This window comes from Dryocola clanedunensis subsp. sulfonylureivorans (assembly GCF_016756775.1).
Lineage (GTDB): Bacteria > Pseudomonadota > Gammaproteobacteria > Enterobacterales > Enterobacteriaceae > Dryocola > Dryocola clanedunensis.
Map to the genome: position 1 here is coordinate 233,610 of NZ_JAERMU010000005.1, position 21,140 is coordinate 254,749.

Below are 21,140 nucleotides of genomic sequence, written 5' to 3' on the forward strand. Positions count from 1 at the left end.
AATAAAATGGACAGTATGTGAGGGAAGAGATGACAGCATCGCCAGCGTATTACGACTTTTTACTTGAGACCATTTCACCGGAAAGTCCCTGCGGGATAAATCTTGAGTATGATTCCGCTTTTATTATGTTGCAGTCAAAGTTACAGCCGAAATTAGGTGCTGAGTACGGTAACTTTGTTGAAGCAGCAGATCCCGTAAATTGGGTTGAAGTTGAGCGAGAATGCCTTGGGCTATTGCAAAAATCCAGAGACATCAGACTGGTCATTGTTCTGATGCGCTGTCGGATTCGGCAGAAGGGCCTTAGTGCATTGAATGAAGGGCTAAGCGCACTGGATGCTTTATTGAGGCAATTTCCGGACGATCTCTATCCACAATTGATGGATGAGGGAGAGTTTGAACCTCTGATGCGAGCTAATGCTCTTGCAGAACTGGATGCTATTGACAGCCTCTTATCCGATATACGCAGTCAGTCTCTCCCTTCTGCATCAGGACTCCAGATAAGTGTCAAAGAGTACGAGAAAGCTTACTCTTCAAACAGAGACGAAGAGGCACTTTCTCAAACCAGCCTCCATTTACTCAAGCAACATTGGGAAGAACGGGCCGATGCCACCCTCCTCTCTTTGCAGCAGGCAGCGCAGACGCTTGAAGGTATTATAAGTCTGCTTGAAACATCGCTTGGTGAAGACGCTCCCGACTTCGCCCGCCTTAAAGGCATTTTAAATTTGTTCGCTTCGGATCCAGCTGCTGTCCCAAAACAAACCCCGGAAATCGAGCACATAGAAGACGAACATGTGATTGAGCAAGAAAATGAGGGGGTAGAAGAATTAGCGGAAGCCCCCCAGCCGCCTGGTAAGACAACGGTCCGTCCGTCTAACAATCCGGGCATCATTGAATCACGCATTGATGCGCTATCACGGCTGCGTGAAGTGCGAGCCTGGTATGAAAAGACTGAGCCAAGTAGCCCAGTTATCCTTCTTCTGAGTTTCGCGGAAAAAACCGCCGGTATGAGTTTTTCAGCGTTAACAAAAATGATTTCCTCAGAGATGATTGCTCAACTGTCCATGGAGGGAGAGTAAAAATGTCTATTCGGTTAATGCTGCTGGCATTGATTATTGTTGTGATAAATCACGCGGAAGCTCAATGCACCTGGTCAGCAAGGGGGGCACCACCGGCAACTTTTGTCATTCCTGGAGACACGATTGCGGTTGATGTTACTGCTCCTGCGGATACCACTAACCCGATAATCACCTATAACTCAGCGCGACAGGCCAGTGCTGTGTGGTTCGATTACTGCGAGAATGGAGGGTTATTTGGCAAAAGCGTAATAAATTTAACCAATCAGGACACGTCAACAAAAATATACCCCACAAACATTGACGGCATAGGTATAAAAGTTCGCTGGAGTAACGGCAGTGGGATAGGTGAGTTCCCCTCTCAAGCAGTAATCGACTTTGGACCTGATGACGGCCCAGTGGGTTCAATTAATTATCCAGCTGGCAGCTATTTTATTATAGAAATATATAAAACGGCTTCTAGCCTGAGCCTGAAGGATCCACTTGGCGATATTATCGTTCCAGCAGAAGAAATTGCTTATAACTGGGTTAACGCTGATAGTCCAGCCAACTACGGGCAAAGACTAGAAGTGGGCATGTTGAAACTTATTTCAACCCCGTCATGTGTTTTTAACGATACGAAAACCATTGATTTCGACACGGTTACAGCGCGGACATTAACGACTAATGTTGAGCGCGATCTGAATTTTGCGATGACCTGCCGCACAGACTATGGCACTTATTCAGCTAGCGCATCTATTTTTACCAACACCCCCTCAGCGGATGGGAGCTATATAAAAGTAAATGATGCCGCTGGCAATAGCGAACGTATGGGCATCAAAATCAAGAATGCAAGTGGTGCAATTGTGAAAATCGATGGCTCACAGACTGAAAGCATCAGCAATATTATGAGCGGAGATCCCGCCAATTTTCACTGGAAGGCAGTCTTGTTCCCGATTTCGACAACCCATCCGACGAGCGGAAACTTCACCGCTCGAGCAGAAATATTAATGCAGCTTAATTAACACAACTTTATGTAAACGGAATTTCACATGAAGACTGACCAAAGTATTTTTATTAGCATTGCTAGTTATCGCGATGCAGAATTGGTACCCACCTTGCTGGATATGGTTGAGAATGCTCATCAACCCGCCAGGTTAAAAATAGCGGTTTGCTGGCAGCACAACGATGATGAAACTATTTTCAACGTCCCGGGCATCACCTTTGTGGAAAAAACCAGCCACAATGGGCTGGAACTGTATACCTTTAATTGCCAAGGCGCACGTATAAATGTATTAAGCGTTCATTATTGTCAGAGCCGTGGAGCATGTTGGGCAAGGCATTTAGCTGAAAGCCTTTATCAAGGTGAAGATTATTTTTTGCAAATTGACTCTCATTGTCGTTTTGTCGACAAATGGGACGCTGAAATGGTGACCATGTTAGAAAGTTTACGTCATCAAAGCGAAAAACCTATCCTGTCAACATATCCACCAGGTTATGAACCCGACGTTGAAGACAGTAAAAAATATTTCACAAACAGGTTAATTTTTCGCGAGTTCACCCAGGATGGCTTAATTATGCTGTCCTCCACTACCATCAATGCGGAAGCACCCGTGCGCGGCAGCTATCTTGCCGGAGGATTTGTCTTTGCTGATGGTAGCTATGTTGTTGATGTCCCTAACGACCCAAACATTTTTTTTGCCGGTGAAGAGATCGCCATGGCAGCCAGAGCTTTTACTCACGGTTACGATGTTTATACCCCACATAAGATTTTGTTATGGCACTACTATGAACGTCAGAATAGTAGCAAAGTTTGGGGCGACCATAGTAATGAAGCAAAGCAAAGTGGGATTGTTGAAAAGGCCTGGTGGGAATGGGACAAAATTTCAAAAAGCCGCGTCAGAACAGTACTGGGGTTAGAAAATCCTCCCTGTGACCTTGGCCCTTACGCTCATGGTACCAAAAGAACTTTCCGCGACTTTGAGAATACAATTGGCGCACTTTTTCAAAGCAGCTCTGTCAGACCTGAGGTGACCGGGAAGGAGCTCGTCAGCTATTTTTCCCCTCAAGCCTGTCTCGCCGAGGGCTGGCTAGACGAAATGGTTCATCCTAATAAAAAGACCGTGAGCTTTACGGCTGAGGAATTGGCCTATTCGGAACCAGATATTGCCTGGTGGCACGTTGGTGTCTACAGCGAGGAAAACGTTCAGCTGAATAAACAGACGCTTAAAAAAGATGAGATCGAAGCACTGTTAAAGAAACAGGGCGATGACACTATCAAGCTTTCACTCAAGTTTGATTCTCAGCCAAATCAAAAGCCACATGTTGTAAGAGTCTGCCCCTTTTTCGAGACCCAGGGTTGGGGTGACACGGTGGAAAAATCATGGTGAAAAGCCAAAGCGTATTCAATAAAATAGTCAGCATTGATACTCTGCTCTCTTTTGACGGCATTATACCTTCATTATCTGAATTCCAGTTAAATATGGTTGCTCTCATTGAGAAGTTTCATCATGTCCTGCTCAATGAAAAACAGGCTCAAGACTCTGTCGAAGAACTCTGCAAGGTTGTCTGTATTTATATTGACAGCCGTGTTTTAAAAAGCGCAAATGGTATGTTCGACTCATGGCAAGGATATATGCTTGAGCATCACTTTTATGGTTATGAGCATGAAAATAAAGACAAGTCTCTCATCGACCAGCTGAGTGAATTAATTAATAATAGTAGAAATAAAGTGCAGCACTACGCTGTGCAACTATTGTTCATGTTGCAGAATCTAACTGGCAATGACGAACGCATTGCAGAAATCCTTGCCAGATATTCGGTGCCTAAAGCTTCTGGCCCGGCAGCTGATTCAAAAACTGTTAGTACGCACAGGAATATCCCTTTTTCCCAGGCGATATTTATTATCGGCCCTTACGCTATTAAATGGTTTTCAGATGTTCAGAATCATACAGCCGTGCGTTTTGACCAGGGCACGGTCTGGCTGCTTGCAGCAGACACGAATGAGATGCAGATAAAAATCTCAAGAATAAAATCAGAGCATCCACAAACTCAAATCATGGCATTTTTCCCATTATTACCAGATGGCCATGATGACATCAGTATGTTGAACAGTCGTCTGACCGGCTGGTATAACTCATTTTGCAGCCTGAAACTTCCAGAGCCGTTACCCTTACTTTTTGCATTCTATGGCAGATTCAGCAAAGAACGCATCGCCCACGATCCTGACAGAGCACTCTGGTTTGGTGATTATGATGTCATGAGCTCATCAACCACAAATTTTACCGAACAAATTAATATTCTTAAAAACCAGCTGATTAAGAACGGTAGCGCTCACTCTTATTTCGCCACTCAGCGAACAGCTATGACGGAAGTATTCTGTGAGTGGCTCGACGAAACTGGATTAACCAAGACATTTCAGCAAATGTTTACCCTACTTCCGCTAAAACTAAGCGGCGTCATGCTCTCAGATCATTGCTGTGGATTTTCTCGTCACGGCGCATGGTCCCGTTGGCTGGAAGAAAAATATGGCGTGCTACCCGGGCTTTCATCGCAACTGGTTCTTCCCACTTTACCGATAATTAAAACTATCGGGATCCCGGCTCAGGCAAATATCAGAAATGCGAAAACCTTCAATATACGCACTAAAAAATGGCGCCTTTTGACATTAGCGGGTGCAATAGGTCTGATAGTGATCGCATCTCTGCTCGTCGATAAAAAGCTTCATAACAATTACCTGCCTGACCTGGAGGGATTCAAGTATCTCTTTGGCTCGCAAGCTGCCCCGGATCTTAAAACCCTGACAATTGATAATTTCCCATCAGGTATTTCAAAGCTAACGCCTGCGCAGGAACAACAATTACGGTCATATTTGCCTAAACTAGAGCAAAGCCCTGAGAACTATTTTCTTCTTTTAGGTTATTCCGACAATGCAGGAAATACTCAGCAAAATCTTAAATTATCCCAACAACGTGCTCAAGCTGTTCGCACCTGGCTTATCAATCACATGGCATTGCCTGAAGAGCACTTTACCGCTCTTGGTGCAGGGGAAACCAACCCTGTAGTCAGCAACAAGCAACTACGCAACAGAGCCAAAAACAGACGCGTTGAAATCATTCCCTTATCAACAGAACAAAAAAGGTAGTCACACTCACATGAAGAACACGCCGACTCAAGCTTATTCACTTTATGAAGGAACCTTTCTTTCTCCTGCGCCTGTTCAGGATCGGTCAGTAAATATTCTCATGTTCAGAGATCCTGATAATAATGAATATAATATCATTATCAACAGGGCCCGACTTGAAGAAAAGCAGAGCGTCAAGAATTACTGTGAATCTCAGATGGAAGTATTGCGTTTTAAGCAGCCGGGATTTCAGATCGAAGGTAAATTATTAACCAGGAAAATTGGCCCAGCAAAAATATCTGTGACGCAAGTTGCGAATCGTTTTTTGCAAGAGGGGAAAACTGTACGTCAGGTCCAGTCTATTATCCAGCTGCCAGTTGATGTAAAAAAAAATCCAACAGGACTTGAGTTAATTATTTTCACTCTTAATGCAACAAATGATTTTACAGAATATCAGCGTAAGCACTACGTTCAGGTATTAAATAGCTTCAACCCTGGTGACTGCAAATAGGTTATAAAGCAGCAAATTTGAGCATAAGAGTCTTATCGAATGGTTAATCGACTGGACTCTTACTCAATCTCTCGGTCTTACAGACACAATGTGATTTCACTCTGTTGGCTGTAACGTGCGATGAATGTAGCGTACATGTAGAACTCGAGCCTGTTTTCCATGCCCATTTTATTTATTGCATTACGATAGTGTGTTCCCACTGTTCTATGGGATCTTTTGAGTATTGCAGCGATATCCCCTGTATCATTACCCTCTCCCATCAGTCTCATTATTTTATTTTCAGTCACAGAGAGTTGACGGTGTTTTTTTATACCAGCGCAACGGCAGAGATCATCTCTACGGGATGAATGACTACCCATCACTGCAATTGACAATATTTTTTTAATCTTACTCTTAACATCTGAAAAATCGTTATTTCTACAAGCCATAGGGATATGAACAATCAAGCGATTTTCATTATTATTTTTGAGTAATTGCAAGGTCGGCTTTTTATAAAGTATGATGCTCACCATAAAATCCCTAAAAATTATGCGGGAATGGTTGTGCTCACTCGTATGCATAGATGAATTCTGAAATGTATCCAGGTAAACTACATTTTCACCAAGCTCAAGCAAAAGCGCTTTGATCCCCAGGTGATAATATGTGTTATCAGTTTTTATGACTACTTCTAGCATATACCTCTTCCCTGAAATAAGTGCCGACCATCATTTTCTACAACATGCAAATGTGTAGTATCAATATTTATTGATATCGGTTAAATTATTTGCAATCATATTCAAAGAATACAATTTTGTTTTTTATAAATAAAATAACACGAGAAACAACTCCCCATAACCCTTCAGCTTATGCTCTAAGTCATCTGGTGTATAAGGTTCTTCTCTATGCCAGACTGGCACTCTACGTTATAGAGACAACATCCACTTATTATTGCTCAAAATCAAGAAATAACACCACGCCGAATTCCGAAAAAAAACATACCCTGAAGACTGCTGATATATATTTCTCTCCGTACGACAAAGATGGGCGCAATTTATACTTAATAAATGTTGTATTTAAGCATTACTATACTATTACTAAAATTACCTGACCGTCCTGACAAACGATCCTACTGAATTGTTAATCGCCGGAACAAGTTTATGAATACGGCTTGTTGGCTCTGAGGCGGCCAGGGCGAGAACATCAGGCTGGCGAAAACCTGCTGGTTCCGGTAAAACTGAGGTTTATTGTGGCTATTAAAGAAGGAACGCCCCCGTGATAGATCTGCGCAGCGACACCGTAACCCGCCCTTCCCGAGCAATGCTCGAACGGATGATGTCCGCCCCAACCGGTGATGATGTTTACGGTGATGACCCGACGGTTAACGAATTGCAGGCCTACGCCGCAAAAATCAGCGGTAAAGAAGCGGCACTGTTTTTACCGACTGGCACGCAGGCTAACCTTGTTGCACTGCTGAGCCACTGCGAACGCGGTGAAGAATATATTGTTGGCCAGCTGGCCCATAACTATCTCTATGAGGCCGGCGGTGCCGCAGTGCTGGGCAGCATTCAGCCTCAGCCTATTGAGGCGAATCAGGATGGTACGCTGCCGCTTGATAAAGTCGCCGCTAAAATCAAACCTGACGATATCCACTTTGCCCGCACAAAGCTGTTAAGCCTTGAAAATACCCATAACGGTAAAGTCCTGCCCCGTGAGTATTTCCAGCAGGCATGGGAATTTACCCGCAACCGCAATCTGGCCCTGCATATTGATGGCGCACGTATCTTTAACGCCGTCGTGGAGTATGGCTGCACGCTTGAAGAGATCGTGCGTTATTGCGACTCCTTCACCATCTGCCTGTCAAAAGGCTTAGGCACGCCGGTGGGTTCCCTGTTAGTCGGTAGCCATGACTACATCAAACGTGCCATCCGCTGGCGTAAAATGGTCGGCGGCGGTATGCGTCAGGCTGGTATTCTGGCTGCGGCGGGACTGTACGCGCTGGAGAACAACGTCCAGCGACTGAAAGAAGACCATGAAAACGCCCACTGGCTGGCTGGTGAGCTACGCGAAATCGGCGTTGACGTTAGCCGACAGGATACCAATATGGTCTTTGTCCGCGTGCCGACGGAGGAGGCCGAAAGCCTTGGCAAATTTATGCGTGAGCGCGGCGTGCTGATGAGCGCAGGCCCTGTGACCCGTCTTGTCACGCACATTGATATCAGCCGCGAACAGCTCGCCGAAGTGGTTAGCCACTGGCGTGCCTTCGCACAACGCTGAAAAGGGAGTCAGGGATGATGACGCAGCCGCAAAATATCCTCGTACTTGGTGCGAGCGGGTACATTGGTCAACATCTGGTGCCGAAGCTTGTTGAAGCCGGGCATCATGTCGTGGCCGCCGCCCGCCGCGTGGAGTGGCTTAAGAAGCAGCAGTGGCCCGGCGTAGAATGCCGTCATGTGGATTTACAGTGGCCACAGCAACTCCCGGAACTGCTCGCGGACGTAGATACACTTTACTATCTGATTCACAGCATGGGCGACGGGCCGGATTTTGTCGCACATGAACGCCAGGCTGCGCTTAATCTGCGGGATGCGCTAAAAGAACATCCGGTAAAACAGATCATCTTTTTAAGTTCGCTTCAGGCACCTGATGGGGATCAAAGCTCCGATCATCTGCGTGCCCGGCAGCTTACCGCGGACATTCTCCGGGATTCAGGTGTTCCGGTAACCGAACTGCGCGCAGGAATTATCATAGGCGCTGGTTCAGCAGCCTTTGAAGTGATGCGCGATATGGTTTACAACCTTCCAGTGCTGACGCCGCCGCGCTGGGTACGCTCACGTACAACCCCTATTGCGCTGGAAAACCTTCTTTATTACCTGGTCACGCTGCTACAGCATCCCTCGCAGGAAAACAGGTTATTTGAGGCCGCCGGTCCGGAAGTGCTCAGTTACCAGCGCCAGTTTGAGCGTTTTATGGCGATCAGCGGCCGTCATCGCCCCTTGATTCCGGTCCCCTTGCCTACCAGCTGGATTTCCGTCTGGTTCCTGAATGTCATCACCTCCGTGCCGCCTACGATCGCCAAGGCGCTGATCCAAGGGTTAAAACACGACCTGCTGGCCGACGACAGCACATTGCGGGAACTCATCCCACAGCAACTTATCTCATTTGACGATGCGGTACGCGCAACGCTTGCCGATGAGCACAAGCTCGCCAACTCCCAGGACTGGGGATACGATGCCCAGGCCTATGCCCGCTGGCGTCCAGAGTATGGTTTTTTCCCGAAGCAGGCTGGTTGCACGGTGGAAACCACGGCAAGCCTCGCCGACCTTTGGGAGGTGGTGAATCAGCTTGGTGGCAAAGAAGGCTATTTCTTTGGCAATGCGCTCTGGAAAACCCGTGCGTGTATGGATCTGATGATTGGCCATAAGCTCGCGAAAGGCCGCCCCGCTCACCCGATGCTCGAAGTCGGTGACACGGTGGACAGCTGGAAAGTGATTATTGTCGAGCCACAAAAGGAGCTGGCACTGCTGTTTGGCATGAAAGCACCAGGGCTTGGCAGACTGACTTTTACGCTGAATGATAAAGGTGAAAAGCGAACGCTCGATGTGCGCGCATGGTGGCATCCACACGGCACCGCCGGGCTTTTTTACTGGCTGGTGATGATCCCGGCTCACCTGTTCATTTTTAAGGGTATGGCTCGACGAATCGCTAAACTTGCCGAACACTCTTCGCGCAAAGTTCTTCGTTAGTTCTTATTCTTACTACTCTTACTCTTTTATTCATTGCAAGCGCTGCCATTTCACGGAAAAATGCGCAGCGTTAATCTCAATCAAAATGAGTTGGTCGACATGAAGGTACTGGTCACGGGCGCCACCAGCGGTTTAGGCCGAAACGCGGTCGAATATCTGCGTGCCAAAGGCATCAGCGTACGAGCCACGGGCCGCAATGAGGCCATGGGCAAACTGCTGCAAAAAATGGGCGCAGAGTTTGTGCATGCTGACCTGACGGAGCTTGTCTCCTCGCAGGCCAAAATCATGCTGGCCGATGTCGATACGCTCTGGCACTGCTCAAGCTTTACCTCGCCGTGGGGAACCCAACAAGCCTTCGACCTGGCGAACGTGCGGGCAACCCGTCGCCTGGGCGAATGGGCCGTCGCCTGGGGCGTGCGTAACTTCATACATATTTCCTCCCCGTCACTCTATTTTGACTATCATCACCATCGTAATATCAGTGAAGATTTCCGCCCGGTGCGTCTCGCCAATGAGTTCGCCCGCAGCAAAGCCGCAAGCGAAGAAGTTATTCAGCTGTTGTCCCAGTCGAACCCGCACACGCGCTTCACTATTTTACGTCCGCAAAGCCTGTTTGGGCCACACGATAAAGTCTTTTTCCCGCGCCTGGTGCAGATGATGCGCCACTACGGGAGCGTGCTGCTGCCGCGCGGGGGAGAAGCGATGGTTGATATGACGTATCTGGAAAATGCCGTTCACGCGATGTGGCTGGCAACGGAGCAGGATAAGCTCCCGTCGGGCCGCGCCTATAACATCACCAATATGGAAGCCCGCCCGCTGCGCACCATTGTGCAGAAGCTGATTGACGAGCTGGATATTAAATGTCGCATCCGCTCGGTGCCCTATCCGATGCTGGATATCATCGCTCGCGGTATGGAAAAGTTTGGTAACAAAGAGTCGCGCGAACCTGCGCTGACGCACTATGGCGTCTCGAAGCTGAACTTTGACCTGACGCTGGATACAACGCGCGCTGAAACCGAGCTGGGCTACCAGCCAGTCGTCTCGCTGGACGAAGGTATTCGCCGTACCGCGATTTGGCTGAAAGACCACGGTACGCTGCATCGTCATAAGGGCTGATCTCAGCCCTGTCCGTATTTCTCCAGCAGTGCCTCGGCAATCGCCTGACTTTGCGCATCCGCCACGCCGTTATACAGCGCCGGGCGGAAGTGCATCTGGAAGGCGCTAATCACTCTACGCTGCTCTGCCTTCGTCATCCCTCTGTTCACCTGATAACCATAGCGTGACAGTAAATCCAGCAGGCTTGCCGTGTCCACCGCCGAATACGGATCGCGCCCGTTAAGATAAAACGCTACGCGTGCTGCGTCCGGCCAGGCGCCGATACCCTTTTCCGCCAGCTGCTGCCAGGGGAAGAGCGGGCCGGGATCAACCTTACGCTGGGGAGCGATATCCCCATGCGCCACCACGTTCTGCGGGGCGATGTGATAGCGCGCGATAATGTCTTTCGCCAGTTTTTCCAGCACCTCGATCTGCGGGGCGTTAAACGGGTAAAACTGTTTTACCCTGCCGTGGCGCGTAAAACCCGTGTTTTCCAGCTCAATACCAATAGAGGTATCGTTGATGCGGGTGGCCCCCCGCCAGAAGCTGACGCCTGCATGCCAGGCCAGCTCGCTTTCAGGCACTAACTGCCAGATAACCGGCTTGCCGCCGGACAGCGGAGGCGTGTCGGGAATCAGATAGTGCGAACTGACATTGGCATCGGTAAGCGTGCTCAATGAACTCTGGAAATCATCGGCGGTATAATGAATGACTAACACTTTTACGCGCGGGTAAGCCGCCTGCGCCCGGCGGCTGGCGTCGATTTTATAGCTGCCCTTATCGACGATGACCTTTTCGACGCTGTCCTTCTCACTGGCGCAGCCCGCCAGTAAGAAGGCAACCAGAAGCGCGGCAATCCGGCTTTTCATCAGCGGGTCTTCACTGCTGTACCGGTAATACTGACCATCAGCATGCTGCTGTCTTTGCCTACTGTTTCGTAATCGATATCAATACCCACCACAGCATTTGCTCCCAGACTTTCGGCCTGTTCCTGCAACTCCCGGAAGGCAATTTCACGAGCTTTACGTAGCTCTTTCTCGTAAGCACCAGAGCGGCCACCCACGATATCGCGCACGCCCGCAAAGAAATCTCTGAAAATATTGGCCCCCAGGATAGCCTCACCTGTTACGACGCCACAATATTGTGTGATGCTTTGCCCTTCAAGCGTTGGGGTTGTGGTAAATTGCATTAGCTTCTCCTCTCTTTGGATCAATATCTTAGCGCACGGTCTGTCACGCATTTTGACAGCGATACGCTATGCTAAGGTAGTCCTCCAGCTAAAAATAAGGAAATAAAATGCGCAGCTCAGTTTTGCTTCTTCTTCCGTGCGCCGTACTTCTCTCGGCCTGTACAACAGTGACGCCTGCTTATAAAGACATCGGCACCCGCAGCGGCGCTTGCATTGATGGCGGCCCGGACAGCGTCGCGCAGAAGTTTTATGACTACCAGATTACGCACAAATCACAGGGCACCAGCGCGCTGACCGGCCTGCGTCCTTATCTCAGCGACTCGCTGGCTCAGGACTTACAGAAAGCCAGCGCCTCCCCGAATGCACAGAATACCTTTATGCGCGGGAATATCTTCTCCAGCAGTGCTGATGGTGCAGACACGGCTGACGTCGCTTCTGCCTCCACCATTCCGAACACCGATGCACGCAACATTCCGCTGCGCGTGAACCTGAGCAAAGGTAGCGTTAACTGGCAGGATGAAGTGCTGATGATCCGCGAAGGCCAGTGCTGGGCCGTGGACGACGTGCGTTATCTGGGCAACAACAGCCATGCGCCTTCCGGCACCCTCCGCCAGGCCATTGAAACCAACTGATCGACGCTCCACCGCATCCAAAAAAGGGGTTAAATTCATAACCCCTATAAATAGTCTGGAGTTTATGCATAACGCCGACATTTATTCTTACCCCCATCGCGCCCCGCTATTTTGTGCTACTTTTAAGTGTAGATCCCGGTTGTTTTTAAGTTTTCACGCACAAAGATTGCATAACTATTCTGTTAAAGGTAATCTTTGCGGCCTCAATTGCTATGTAACCCGCAACGAATGAGCATTCAACTAAACGGCATAAACTGCTTTTACGGCGCGCATCAGGCGCTGTTTGATATCACCCTTGAGTGCCCGCATGGCGAAACGCTGGTGCTGCTTGGGCCAAGCGGAGCGGGCAAAAGCTCGCTGCTGCGCGTACTTAACCTGCTTGAGATGCCGAAATCCGGCCAGCTCAACATTGCGGGTAATCATTTCGACTTCGTGAAAGCGCCCGGCGATAAGGCGATTCGCGAACTGCGTCAGAACGTCGGCATGGTGTTCCAGCAGTACAACCTGTGGCCGCACCTGACCGTGGTGCAGAACCTGATCGAAGCGCCCTGCCGCGTGCTGGGGTTAAGTAAAGATCGGGCGCGCGCCCGTGCCGATAAGCTTCTCGAACGCCTGCGCCTGAAACCGTATATGGATCGCTACCCGCTGCACCTGTCCGGTGGTCAACAGCAGCGCGTGGCGATTGCCCGTGCGCTGATGATGGAGCCGCAGATCCTGCTGTTTGATGAGCCAACCGCCGCGCTCGATCCCGAGATCACCGCGCAGATCGTCAGCATCATTCGCGAACTGGCAGAAACCAACATTACTCAGGTCATTGTTACGCACGAAGTGGAAGTGGCGCGTAAAACCGCCAGCCGCGTGGTGTATATGGAAAATGGCCATATTGTGGAGCAGGGCGACGCGAGCTGCTTTGCTAATCCGCAGACCGAAGCGTTTAAATTCTATTTATCACACTGATATTGAACGGGAAAATGACAATGAAAAAAGTTCTGCTTGCCACATTGCTTGCCGGTTTGAGCCTGAGCGCCACGGCGGCGCAAACCATTCGTTTTGCCACCGAAGCCTCTTATCCTCCGTTTGAATCCATGGACGCCAGCAACAAAATCGTTGGTTTCGATGTCGATCTGGCTAACGCCCTGTGTAAAGAGATGGAGGCGACCTGCACCTTCTCTAACCAGTCTTTTGACAGCCTGATCCCAAGCCTGAAATTCCGCCGTATCGACGCGGTCATGGCCGGTATGGATATCACGCCTGAGCGTGAAAAGCAGGTGCTGTTCAGCAGCCCGTACTATGACAACTCCGCGCTCTTCGTGGGCCAGAAAGGCAAAGTTGCCGATATCGCCGCCCTGAAAGGCAAGAAAGTTGGCGTGCAGAACGGCACCACGCATCAGAAGTTCATCATGGATAAACATCCGGAAATCACCACCGTCCCTTACGACAGCTACCAGAACGCGAAGCTGGATCTGCAAAATGGGCGTATCGATGCGGTATTCGGCGACACAGCAGTAGTGACTGAATGGCTGAAAGCCGAGCCGAAACTGGCACCTATTGGTGACAAAGTGACGGATAAGGGCTACTTCGGCACCGGTCTGGGCATCGCGGTTCGTCAGGGCAACACTGACCTGCAGGCGAAGTTCAACACTGCGCTGGCCAAAGTGAAACAAGATGGGACTTACGAGACCATCTACAAAAAATGGTTCCAGAAGTAAGCCGCCTGAATGAACGAAATTTTTCCATTAGCAAGCGCCGCCGGGATGACCGTCGGCCTTGCCGTTTGTGCACTGGTCATCGGCCTTGCGCTGGCGATGATCTTTGCCGTCTGGGAGTCCGCCAGCTGGCGTCCCGTAGCATGGGTCGGCTCCGCGCTGGTCACCGTGCTGCGCGGGCTGCCTGAAATTCTGGTCGTCCTCTTTATCTACTTCGGCTCTTCTCAGCTGCTGCTGACCCTGTCGGACGGCTTTACCCTGAACCTTGGGTTTGCCGAAATTCCCGTTCAGATGCAGATCGAGAACTTCGACGTCAGCCCGTTCCTGTGTGGCGTTATCGCCCTCTCCCTGCTCTATTCCGCCTACGCTTCGCAGACGCTGCGCGGCGCGTTAAAAGCGGTGCCCGTCGGGCAGTGGGAATCCGGCCAGGCGCTGGGGCTGTCGAAAGTCGCTATCTTCTTCCGCCTGGTGATGCCGCAGATGTGGCGTCACGCGCTCCCCGGCCTGGGAAACCAGTGGCTGGTGCTGCTGAAGGATACCGCGCTGGTCAGCCTCATCAGCGTGAACGACCTGATGCTGCAAACCAAAAGTATTGCGACCCGTACCCAGGAGCCGTTTACCTGGTACGTGATTGCCGCCGCTATCTACCTGGTGATTACCCTGCTCAGCCAGTACATCCTTAAGCGTATCGATCTGCGCGCCACTCGCTTTGAAAGGAGGCCGGGCTGATGCTTGAGTATTTACCGGAGCTGATGAAAGGGCTGCACACCAGCCTGACGCTGACCGCTGCCTCCATCGTGGTGGCGCTGATTCTGGCGCTGATTTTCACCATCATCCTGACGCTGAAAACGCCGGTGCTGGTGTACATCGTCCGTGCGTATATCACGCTGTTCACCGGCACGCCGCTGCTGGTGCAGATTTTCCTGATTTACTACGGGCCGGGCCAGTTCCCTTCGATTCAGAACTACCCGGCGCTGTGGCACCTGCTCTCCGAGCCGTGGCTGTGCGCGCTGATAGCCCTGTCGCTGAACAGCGCCGCCTACACTACGCAGCTGTTCTATGGTGCGATTCGCGCCATCCCGGAAGGCCAGTGGCAGTCCTGCGGCGCGCTGGGGATGAGCAAGAAAGACACGCTGGCGATTTTGCTGCCTTATGCATTTAAGCGCGCCCTCTCCTCCTACTCTAACGAAGTGGTGCTGGTGTTCAAAAGTACCTCTCTGGCCTACACCATTACGCTGATGGAAGTGATGGGCTACGGCCAGCTGCTGTATGGCCGTACCTACGACGTCATGGTGTTTGGCGCAGCGGGGCTGGTCTATCTGGTGGTCAACGGTATTCTGACGCTGCTGATGCGGCTGATAGAACGCCGGGCGCTGGCGTTTGAACGCCGTAATTAATCAGCGCAAATCAGGCGGGGTCTTCCCCGCCTTTTTATTATCCCGATAGATATAATTATACAATTTAATTGCATATAAATTCGCTCGCTGGCAAAGTTATCTGACGTCGGGAAACGACGATCTCAGACAACACGACAGACGGGAGCAGTCTCTATGAAGAAGTTACTTTTGGCCACCATGTTCGCTTCAGCCGCATTCAGCGCCACTGCCGCCGAGAAAATCAGCTTTGGTTCCTCCGCAACCTATCCGCCTTTTGAATCGCTGAACGCCAGCAACCAGATCGTCGGATTTGATATCGATCTCGCCAAAGCGTTGTGCAAACAGATGCAGGCCGACTGTACCTTTACCAACCACGCCTTCGACAGCCTTATCCCGTCGCTGAAATTCCGTAAGTACGACGCGGTGATCTCCGGCATGGATATCACCCCGGAGCGCAGCAAGCAGGTTGCTTTCACCGATCCGTATTACGCTAACTCCGCCGTGGTGATTGCTAAAAAAGGTGCGTTCAAATCACTTAACGAACTAAAAGGAAAACGCGTTGGGATGGAGAACGGCACCACGCACCAGAAATACCTTCAGGATAAGCATCCGGAGATTAAAACCGTCTCTTATGACAGCTACCAGAACGCAATTATCGACCTGAAAAATGGCCGTCTTGACGGGGTGTTCGGCGATACCGCCGTGGTCAACGAGTGGCTGAAAACCAATCCGCAGCTGGGCACGGTGGGCGAGCACGTTACCGACCCGCAGTACTTCGGCACCGGCCTGGGCATTGCGGTTCGTCCGGATAATAAGACGCTGCTGAAAAAGCTGAATGACGCGCTGGCGGCCATTAAAGCCGACGGAACTTACCAGAAAATCAGCCAGCAGTGGTTCCCGCAGTAAAGATTAGCTCACGGCGGATGACGCGCTGCTCATCCGCCCTTCAAGACGTAGGTCGGATAAGCGTAGCGCCATCCGACATCTGTAGAACATTCAGGTCACCTTTACCAGCAGCACCAATACTTCGTAGTGCGCGGTATGCGGGAACATATCGAAAAGCTGGACGCGTTCGACCTTATAGTCTGCAAGAGATGCGATATCCTTTGCCATCGTCTGCGCGTTGCAACTTGAATAGATAATGTACTGCGGGGCCATATTGTTGAGGAAGTAACACAGCGCCTGGCCGATGCCGCGACGCGGTGGATTCACCAGTACCAGATCGGGGATATCACTCTGCTGGGTCGCAAACTGGGTGGAGTCCAGCGCCTGGAAATGAATGTCTTTTAGCCCCAGCCTGTCCGCCGACTGGCGCGCGCTGGCGATAGCCTCCGGCGCAATTTCAATCCCCGTCAGCTTCATCTCAGGCGTTGCGCAGTGCAGGCCAAAGCCGCCCACGCCGCAGAACAAATCCCACATATGCTTTACCGGCAGCGCACTGACCCAGTCGCGGGCCGTCGCATACAGCGAGGCGGCTACCGTCGGGTTGGTCTGGAAGAAGCTTTGTGGACGGATATACAGCGGCACGCCGTTGAAGCGCTCTTCAAGCGCCCGTTGCTCGCTTAACGGTATCTCTTGCTCTCCTTCCATTATCGCCATATGCACCGGCTGGATATTCGCGGAGATAACCTTCAGCTGCGGAAGCTGCTGATGCAGCCACGGCAGCGCGGCGCGCAGCTGCGGAAGCTTGGCATCGGAACGCAATACAAAGCGCAGCATCAGGCCGCCATCCAGCTGGCTTTCCGTCAGCAGCAGATATTTCAGTTCGCCTCGCTTGCGCGACACGTTGTAGGGCGTCAGGCCAGCGCGAGCGATAAACGGTTTAAGTACGGAAAAGACAGCCTGAAAGGAGGCGGGATACAGCGGGCAATCCGTTAAGTCTTCTGGCCTGCCGTCGCGGTGCAACATGCCCAGCAGCGGTTTTTCCACGCTGCCGCTGACGACCATTTTAGCTTTATTGCGAAACGCTTGTTCAGGCCCGCTGACGGGAGCGCACCACTCCTGCACCGTTGTGCCATCCAGCAGCCGGTGCAAATCGTTCATTTTCGCGGTGAGCTGATCGGATATCGGCTGTTCAATCCACTGGCAGGAGCGACAACGACCGGCCTGATAAAGCGCGCAATGCATAATGAAATCCTGAAGCGAAGAAGTGCAGAGTGTACCACCGCGCCCTTACTGAAGTTTGAAAAAAAGCCTGCTACGCGAAGGAACGAATAGCAGGAAAAGCACCAGTAAATCCGGCAATTTCTGGGTCATCAGGGCGCGGAAAATTTCGCGTTTTGACTCACCCGGTATACTGAACAGCTCGGGATAACCCCAGCCCAGCGAGGCCGTCCACAAATACACCACCGAAATGACCTGGGTTGCCAGAAAGAGCCACCGTCCCCAGTTGCGGCCTTTGAGGATCACAAACGCACAGCGCACCTCAATGCACAGCATGACCAGACTGCCGAAGAAAATCAGTGTCAGTGGCCAGGTTTGCACGCTACGGTGAACAAAATCCAGAATCCCCCGCATGCCGAGCAGATTCAGCAGCATCAGCAGGTCCAGAAGCCGGGTTGAGAGAATAGCAATAGCCGCCACTGCGACAAGCGTAGGGACGTTTAATTTGGCCTGATTGTTACGTCGGTTCCTGAAAATTTGCTTAACCTCGCGTTCCATACGACACAGTGCCGCAAAGTAGCGGCACTGGAGGCGATAATAATTACAGATTTTAAGCGTTTCAGCTACGTCTTGCACGCTGGATATCGCGCAGCCGCTGTTTTTCTGCTCGCGCCATAAACCACCATGCAATCAAACCGATGATACCAACAACACCCAGAATAATGGAGGCAAGGGCGTTTATTTCTGGGTTAACCCCCATCCGGACGCTTGAGAAAACCAGCATGGGCAATGTTGTTGCACCCGGCCCTGAGACAAAACTTGCGATCACCAGGTCGTCCAGGGAGAGCGTAAAGGCCAGCAGCCAGCCCGACACTATCGCCGGAGCAATCATCGGCACGGTGATCACAAAGAAGACTTTCAGCGGCGTTGCCCCAAGATCCATCGCCGCCTCTTCGATGGAGTGATCAAGCTCCCTTAAACGCGAGCTGATAACCACTGAAACATAGGCGGTACAGAAAGTGACGTGAGCAAGCCAGATGGTGAGCATGCCGCGGTCGCTCGGCCAGCCGATAGCGTGCCCCAGCGCCACAAAAAGCAGCAGCAAAGACAGGCCGGTGATGACGTCCGGCATAACCAGCGGCGCGGTAAGCATAAAAGCAAAGCCCGTCGATCCCCGGAAAGTACCAAAGCGCACCATCACCACGGCGGCGATGGTCCCCAGCACCACGGCCATAGTGGCCGCCGCCGCTGCTATCGTCAGGCTTAGCCCCACGGCGTTCATCATCGCGGAGTCCTGGAACAGCGCCACGTACCAGCGGGTGGACCAGCCTGCCCAGACCGTCACCAGCTTTGAGCTGTTGAACGAATAGACAACCAGCATCAGCATCGGCGCATACAGGAAGGTAAAGCCGATAATCAGGATCAGAATGCGCCACGGAGAGCGCACAACCGGCAGGTTATTCATGCGTGATCCCCCGTCATTTTATTCTGGTACTTGTGGAACCACATGATCGGCACGATCAGCAATAGCAGCATGACAATGGCGACGCCCGAAGCCACCGGCCAGTCGCGGTTATTAAAGAACTCCTGCCACAGGACGCGGCCAATCATAATGCTGTCCGGCCCGCCGAGCAGCTCCGGGATGACAAACTCCCCTACCGCAGGAATAAACACCAGCATCGACCCGGCGATAATTCCGCCTTTGGTCAGCGGCACGATGACGCTGAAAAATGTCTTCAGCGGGCGGGCCCCTAAATCCATAGAAGCCTCCACCAGCGAATAGTCAATGCGCGTCAGCGCGGTGTAAATTGGCAGCACCATAAACGGCAGATAGGCATAGACGATGCCGATATACACCGCGAGATTGGTATGCAGAATGGTCAGCGGCTGATCGATAACCCCCAGCCATATCAGCACGTTGTTCAGCACACCGTTGTTTTTCAGAATGCCCATCCAGGCGTAAACGCGGATCAGAAACGACGTCCACGAAGGCAGGATCACCAGCAGCAGCAGGATATTCCGCGTAGAGGGCTTGCTGTGCGCTATCGCCCAGGCGAGCGGATAGCCCATCGCCAGGCAGCAAAGCGTTGAGATACCGGCAACCTGAAGCGACTGCAAATACGCCTCCGCGTAGAGCGGATCGTCCGTCAGCTGGAAGTAGTTGGCAAAGTTAAGGGCTATCTCGAGCCGCTCGTCCGCCCAGGTCGCCAAATCCGTGTACGGCGGAATGGCCCGCGCCATCTCCGCAAAACTGATTTTAAAAACGATGAGAAACGGCAGTAAAAAAAGCAGGACAAGCCACAGGTAAGGCAGTGCAATCACCAGCTTGCGGCCATGCTTCATTTGCAGGCGGGCAAGCCAGAGCGTTAACCCGCGGTCGGGCGGGGTCGACGGGCGTTCACTTATCAGGCTCATATTGCCCCCTAAACCGTCAGCACAACGCAGCTGTCCGCGTCCCAGCACAGGCGGACTTCATCGCCCCATGTCGGGGCGCCTTTGCGATAGCGGCGATCGTTTTGCAGCTGGGCGCTGATCATCTGCCCGCTTTTCAGGCGCACGTGATAAATAGACAGGTCGCCCAGGTAAGCAATGTGCACCACTTCGCCAACGGCAAAATTGAAACCGTTCGCGGGGGGTTCGTCGCACAGCATGACTTTTTCCGGACGTAATGCGACGTACACCGGCACGTTATCGACTACGGAGGCATCCGGATCGACCTTCAACGGATGAACCAGCCCAGGGCTATCGATCACCATCCCCTCCTCTTCGCGAGATTTCAGTAATCCCTCAAAAACGTTCACCGAGCCGATAAACTCCGCGCTGTAGCGGGTTGTTGGATGCTCGTAGATCTCCTCAGGCTCGCCAATCTGCACAAATTTACCGCGGTTCATAATGGCGATGCGTCCCGCCATGGTCATCGCTTCTTCCTGGTCGTGGGTCACCATCACGCAGGTCACACCGACGCGCTCCAGAATATCCACCACTTCCAGCTGCATACGGTCGCGCAGCTTTTTATCCAGCGCCCCCATCGGCTCATCCAGCAGCAGCAGCTTCGGGCGTTTCGCCAGGCTGCGCGCCAGGGCCACGCGCTGCCGCTGGCCGCCGGAAAGCTGGTGGGGCTTACGTCTGGCAAACTCCTGCATATGCACCAGGGCAAGCATCTCCTGCACGCGCTGGGTGATTTCCGCCTTCGGCAGCTTGTCCTGCTTCAGGCCAAAGGCAATGTTCTGCTCAACGGTCATGTGCGGGAACAGCGCGTAGGACTGAAACATCATATTGATTGGCCGCTGGTAAGGCGGCACGTGGGAGAGATCCACGCCGTCCAGCATAATCTGCCCGGCACTGGGCGGCTCGAAACCCGCCAGCATGCGCAGCAGCGTCGACTTGCCGCAGCCGGATGGCCCGAGCAGCGCAAAAATTTCGCCTTTATAAATGGTCAGGCTGACGTCGTCCACGGCGTGCTGCCCATCGAAAGACCTGGTCAGGTTGCGGATTTCCAGCAGCGGCGTGAGCGCCCTGCGCGTCTTCGCCTGCGGGCGGGGAATTGCGTCGTTCAATTATGTTGCTCTCCGGCAAAAGCAGATAAGGGTACGGCCCGGTTGCCGTACTAATGACGCGACGCGAGCCGAAG

The 21,140-nt window shown here is 51.7% G+C and carries 22 protein-coding genes; 14 read left to right on the forward strand and 8 right to left on the reverse strand.

Going from position 1 to position 21,140, the window contains the following annotated elements; all coding sequences use genetic code 11:
• Window positions 1–17: 17 nt before the first annotated feature.
• Genes tssA through HYQ67_RS07070 form a run of 5 tightly spaced genes read left to right on the forward strand, consistent with a single transcriptional unit; the run spans window position 18 to window position 5,686 of the window.
• Window positions 18–1,076 carry a type VI secretion system protein TssA gene (gene tssA / locus HYQ67_RS07050; protein WP_431355430.1) on the forward strand — a complete coding sequence of 353 codons (1,059 nt, stop codon included), beginning with the start codon at window positions 18–20 and terminating at the stop codon, window positions 1,074–1,076.
• A gap of 2 nt (window positions 1,077–1,078) precedes the next feature.
• Window positions 1,079–2,077, forward strand: a complete 999-nt coding sequence (locus tag HYQ67_RS07055; protein ID WP_202302758.1) for a fimbrial protein — start codon at window positions 1,079–1,081, stop codon at window positions 2,075–2,077.
• Window positions 2,078–2,104: 27 nt separating this feature from the next.
• The gene (locus HYQ67_RS07060; RefSeq protein WP_202302760.1) at window positions 2,105–3,442 is read left to right on the forward strand and encodes a GlcNAc-transferase family protein; all 1,338 of its coding nucleotides are present in this window, start codon (window positions 2,105–2,107) and stop codon (window positions 3,440–3,442) included.
• A complete protein-coding gene (locus tag HYQ67_RS07065) occupies window positions 3,436–5,196 on the forward strand; it encodes an OmpA family protein (protein ID WP_202302762.1) in 1,761 nt (586 codons plus the stop codon). The genes HYQ67_RS07060 and HYQ67_RS07065 overlap by 7 nt, the downstream gene beginning before the upstream one ends.
• A gap of 10 nt (window positions 5,197–5,206) precedes the next feature.
• Window positions 5,207–5,686: a DcrB-related protein gene (locus tag HYQ67_RS07070; protein WP_202302764.1), complete on the forward strand. Its 480-nt coding sequence runs from the start codon at window positions 5,207–5,209 to the stop codon at window positions 5,684–5,686.
• A gap of 77 nt (window positions 5,687–5,763) precedes the next feature.
• Here the strand turns inward: HYQ67_RS07070 and HYQ67_RS07075 are convergent, their stop codons facing one another.
• On the reverse strand, window positions 5,764–6,360 hold the full coding sequence (locus tag HYQ67_RS07075; protein ID WP_202302766.1) for a helix-turn-helix transcriptional regulator: 597 nt from the start codon (window positions 6,358–6,360) through the stop codon (window positions 5,764–5,766).
• 577 nt (window positions 6,361–6,937) lie between these two features.
• Between HYQ67_RS07075 and ltaE the strand changes: the two genes are divergently transcribed.
• From ltaE to HYQ67_RS07090, 3 genes are all read left to right on the forward strand, one after another.
• The gene (ltaE, locus tag HYQ67_RS07080; RefSeq protein ID WP_202302768.1) at window positions 6,938–7,939 is read left to right on the forward strand and encodes a low-specificity L-threonine aldolase; all 1,002 of its coding nucleotides are present in this window, start codon (window positions 6,938–6,940) and stop codon (window positions 7,937–7,939) included.
• 17 nt (window positions 7,940–7,956) lie between these two features.
• A complete protein-coding gene (locus tag HYQ67_RS07085; RefSeq protein ID WP_202302839.1) occupies window positions 7,957–9,408 on the forward strand; it encodes an SDR family oxidoreductase in 1,452 nt (483 codons plus the stop codon).
• A gap of 99 nt (window positions 9,409–9,507) precedes the next feature.
• Window positions 9,508–10,524 (forward strand): NAD-dependent epimerase/dehydratase family protein, encoded by a 1,017-nt coding sequence (locus HYQ67_RS07090; RefSeq protein WP_202302840.1) that lies wholly within the window; start codon window positions 9,508–9,510, stop codon window positions 10,522–10,524.
• Between the two features lie 2 nt (window positions 10,525–10,526).
• Here the strand turns inward: HYQ67_RS07090 and HYQ67_RS07095 are convergent, their stop codons facing one another.
• Window positions 10,527–11,372, reverse strand: a complete 846-nt coding sequence (locus HYQ67_RS07095) for an N-acetylmuramoyl-L-alanine amidase (RefSeq protein WP_202302770.1) — start codon at window positions 11,370–11,372, stop codon at window positions 10,527–10,529.
• Window positions 11,372–11,692, reverse strand: a complete 321-nt coding sequence (locus tag HYQ67_RS07100; RefSeq protein ID WP_202302772.1) for a heavy metal-binding domain-containing protein — start codon at window positions 11,690–11,692, stop codon at window positions 11,372–11,374. Before HYQ67_RS07100 ends, HYQ67_RS07095 begins: the two co-directional genes overlap by 1 nt.
• Before the next feature lie 107 nt (window positions 11,693–11,799).
• Here HYQ67_RS07100 and HYQ67_RS07105 point away from each other — a divergent pair, with 107 nt between their 5' ends.
• From HYQ67_RS07105 to artJ, 6 genes are all read left to right on the forward strand, one after another.
• Entirely contained in the window at window positions 11,800–12,324 is a 525-nt protein-coding gene (locus HYQ67_RS07105) for a lipoprotein (protein WP_202302774.1), read from the forward strand.
• A gap of 228 nt (window positions 12,325–12,552) precedes the next feature.
• Window positions 12,553–13,281, forward strand: a complete 729-nt coding sequence (gene artP / locus HYQ67_RS07110; RefSeq protein WP_202302776.1) for an arginine ABC transporter ATP-binding protein ArtP — start codon at window positions 12,553–12,555, stop codon at window positions 13,279–13,281.
• Between the two features lie 20 nt (window positions 13,282–13,301).
• Window positions 13,302–14,033, forward strand: a complete 732-nt coding sequence (gene artI / locus HYQ67_RS07115; RefSeq protein ID WP_202302778.1) for an arginine ABC transporter substrate-binding protein ArtI — start codon at window positions 13,302–13,304, stop codon at window positions 14,031–14,033.
• A gap of 9 nt (window positions 14,034–14,042) precedes the next feature.
• On the forward strand, window positions 14,043–14,759 hold the full coding sequence (gene artQ, locus HYQ67_RS07120) for an arginine ABC transporter permease ArtQ (RefSeq protein ID WP_202302780.1): 717 nt from the start codon (window positions 14,043–14,045) through the stop codon (window positions 14,757–14,759).
• A complete protein-coding gene (gene artM, locus HYQ67_RS07125; protein WP_202302782.1) occupies window positions 14,759–15,427 on the forward strand; it encodes an arginine ABC transporter permease ArtM in 669 nt (222 codons plus the stop codon). The genes artQ and artM overlap by 1 nt, the downstream gene beginning before the upstream one ends.
• 153 nt (window positions 15,428–15,580) lie before the next feature.
• The gene (artJ, locus tag HYQ67_RS07130) at window positions 15,581–16,312 is read left to right on the forward strand and encodes an arginine ABC transporter substrate-binding protein ArtJ (protein WP_202302784.1); all 732 of its coding nucleotides are present in this window, start codon (window positions 15,581–15,583) and stop codon (window positions 16,310–16,312) included.
• A 90-nt stretch (window positions 16,313–16,402) separates the two neighbouring features.
• Here artJ and rlmC read toward each other — a convergent pair whose 3' ends face one another.
• The 5 genes from rlmC to potG form a co-directional block, all read right to left on the reverse strand.
• Window positions 16,403–17,533 (reverse strand): 23S rRNA (uracil(747)-C(5))-methyltransferase RlmC, encoded by a 1,131-nt coding sequence (gene rlmC / locus HYQ67_RS07135; protein WP_202302786.1) that lies wholly within the window; start codon window positions 17,531–17,533, stop codon window positions 16,403–16,405.
• A gap of 45 nt (window positions 17,534–17,578) precedes the next feature.
• On the reverse strand, window positions 17,579–18,067 hold the full coding sequence (locus HYQ67_RS07140) for a YbjO family protein (RefSeq protein WP_202302841.1): 489 nt from the start codon (window positions 18,065–18,067) through the stop codon (window positions 17,579–17,581).
• Window positions 18,068–18,128: 61 nt separating this feature from the next.
• Entirely contained in the window at window positions 18,129–18,974 is an 846-nt protein-coding gene (gene potI / locus HYQ67_RS07145) for a putrescine ABC transporter permease PotI (RefSeq protein WP_202302788.1), read from the reverse strand.
• Entirely contained in the window at window positions 18,971–19,924 is a 954-nt protein-coding gene (gene potH / locus HYQ67_RS07150; RefSeq protein ID WP_202302790.1) for a putrescine ABC transporter permease PotH, read from the reverse strand. Before potH ends, potI begins: the two co-directional genes overlap by 4 nt.
• A gap of 8 nt (window positions 19,925–19,932) precedes the next feature.
• Window positions 19,933–21,066 carry a putrescine ABC transporter ATP-binding subunit PotG gene (potG, locus tag HYQ67_RS07155; RefSeq protein WP_202302792.1) on the reverse strand — a complete coding sequence of 378 codons (1,134 nt, stop codon included), beginning with the start codon at window positions 21,064–21,066 and terminating at the stop codon, window positions 19,933–19,935.
• Window positions 21,067–21,140 lie beyond the last annotated feature (74 nt).

Coding starts and splice junctions, on each gene's coding strand:
- HYQ67_RS07055 (WP_202302758.1), top strand. CDS start 1,079: ATGTCTATTCGGTTAATGCTGCTGGCATTGATTATTGTTGTGATAAAT.
- HYQ67_RS07060 (WP_202302760.1), top strand. CDS start 2,105: ATGAAGACTGACCAAAGTATTTTTATTAGCATTGCTAGTTATCGCGAT.
- HYQ67_RS07065 (WP_202302762.1), top strand. CDS start 3,436: ATGGTGAAAAGCCAAAGCGTATTCAATAAAATAGTCAGCATTGATACT.
- HYQ67_RS07070 (WP_202302764.1), top strand. CDS start 5,207: ATGAAGAACACGCCGACTCAAGCTTATTCACTTTATGAAGGAACCTTT.
- HYQ67_RS07075 (WP_202302766.1), bottom strand. CDS start 6,360: ATGCTAGAAGTAGTCATAAAAACTGATAACACATATTATCACCTGGGG.
- HYQ67_RS07085 (WP_202302839.1), top strand. CDS start 7,957: ATGACGCAGCCGCAAAATATCCTCGTACTTGGTGCGAGCGGGTACATT.
- HYQ67_RS07090 (WP_202302840.1), top strand. CDS start 9,508: ATGAAGGTACTGGTCACGGGCGCCACCAGCGGTTTAGGCCGAAACGCG.
- HYQ67_RS07095 (WP_202302770.1), bottom strand. CDS start 11,372: ATGAAAAGCCGGATTGCCGCGCTTCTGGTTGCCTTCTTACTGGCGGGC.
- HYQ67_RS07100 (WP_202302772.1), bottom strand. CDS start 11,692: ATGCAATTTACCACAACCCCAACGCTTGAAGGGCAAAGCATCACACAA.
- HYQ67_RS07105 (WP_202302774.1), top strand. CDS start 11,800: ATGCGCAGCTCAGTTTTGCTTCTTCTTCCGTGCGCCGTACTTCTCTCG.
- artP (WP_202302776.1), top strand. CDS start 12,553: ATGAGCATTCAACTAAACGGCATAAACTGCTTTTACGGCGCGCATCAG.
- artI (WP_202302778.1), top strand. CDS start 13,302: ATGAAAAAAGTTCTGCTTGCCACATTGCTTGCCGGTTTGAGCCTGAGC.
- artQ (WP_202302780.1), top strand. CDS start 14,043: ATGAACGAAATTTTTCCATTAGCAAGCGCCGCCGGGATGACCGTCGGC.
- artM (WP_202302782.1), top strand. CDS start 14,759: ATGCTTGAGTATTTACCGGAGCTGATGAAAGGGCTGCACACCAGCCTG.
- artJ (WP_202302784.1), top strand. CDS start 15,581: ATGAAGAAGTTACTTTTGGCCACCATGTTCGCTTCAGCCGCATTCAGC.
- rlmC (WP_202302786.1), bottom strand. CDS start 17,533: ATGCATTGCGCGCTTTATCAGGCCGGTCGTTGTCGCTCCTGCCAGTGG.
- HYQ67_RS07140 (WP_202302841.1), bottom strand. CDS start 18,067: ATGGAACGCGAGGTTAAGCAAATTTTCAGGAACCGACGTAACAATCAG.
- potI (WP_202302788.1), bottom strand. CDS start 18,974: ATGAATAACCTGCCGGTTGTGCGCTCTCCGTGGCGCATTCTGATCCTG.
- potH (WP_202302790.1), bottom strand. CDS start 19,924: ATGAGCCTGATAAGTGAACGCCCGTCGACCCCGCCCGACCGCGGGTTA.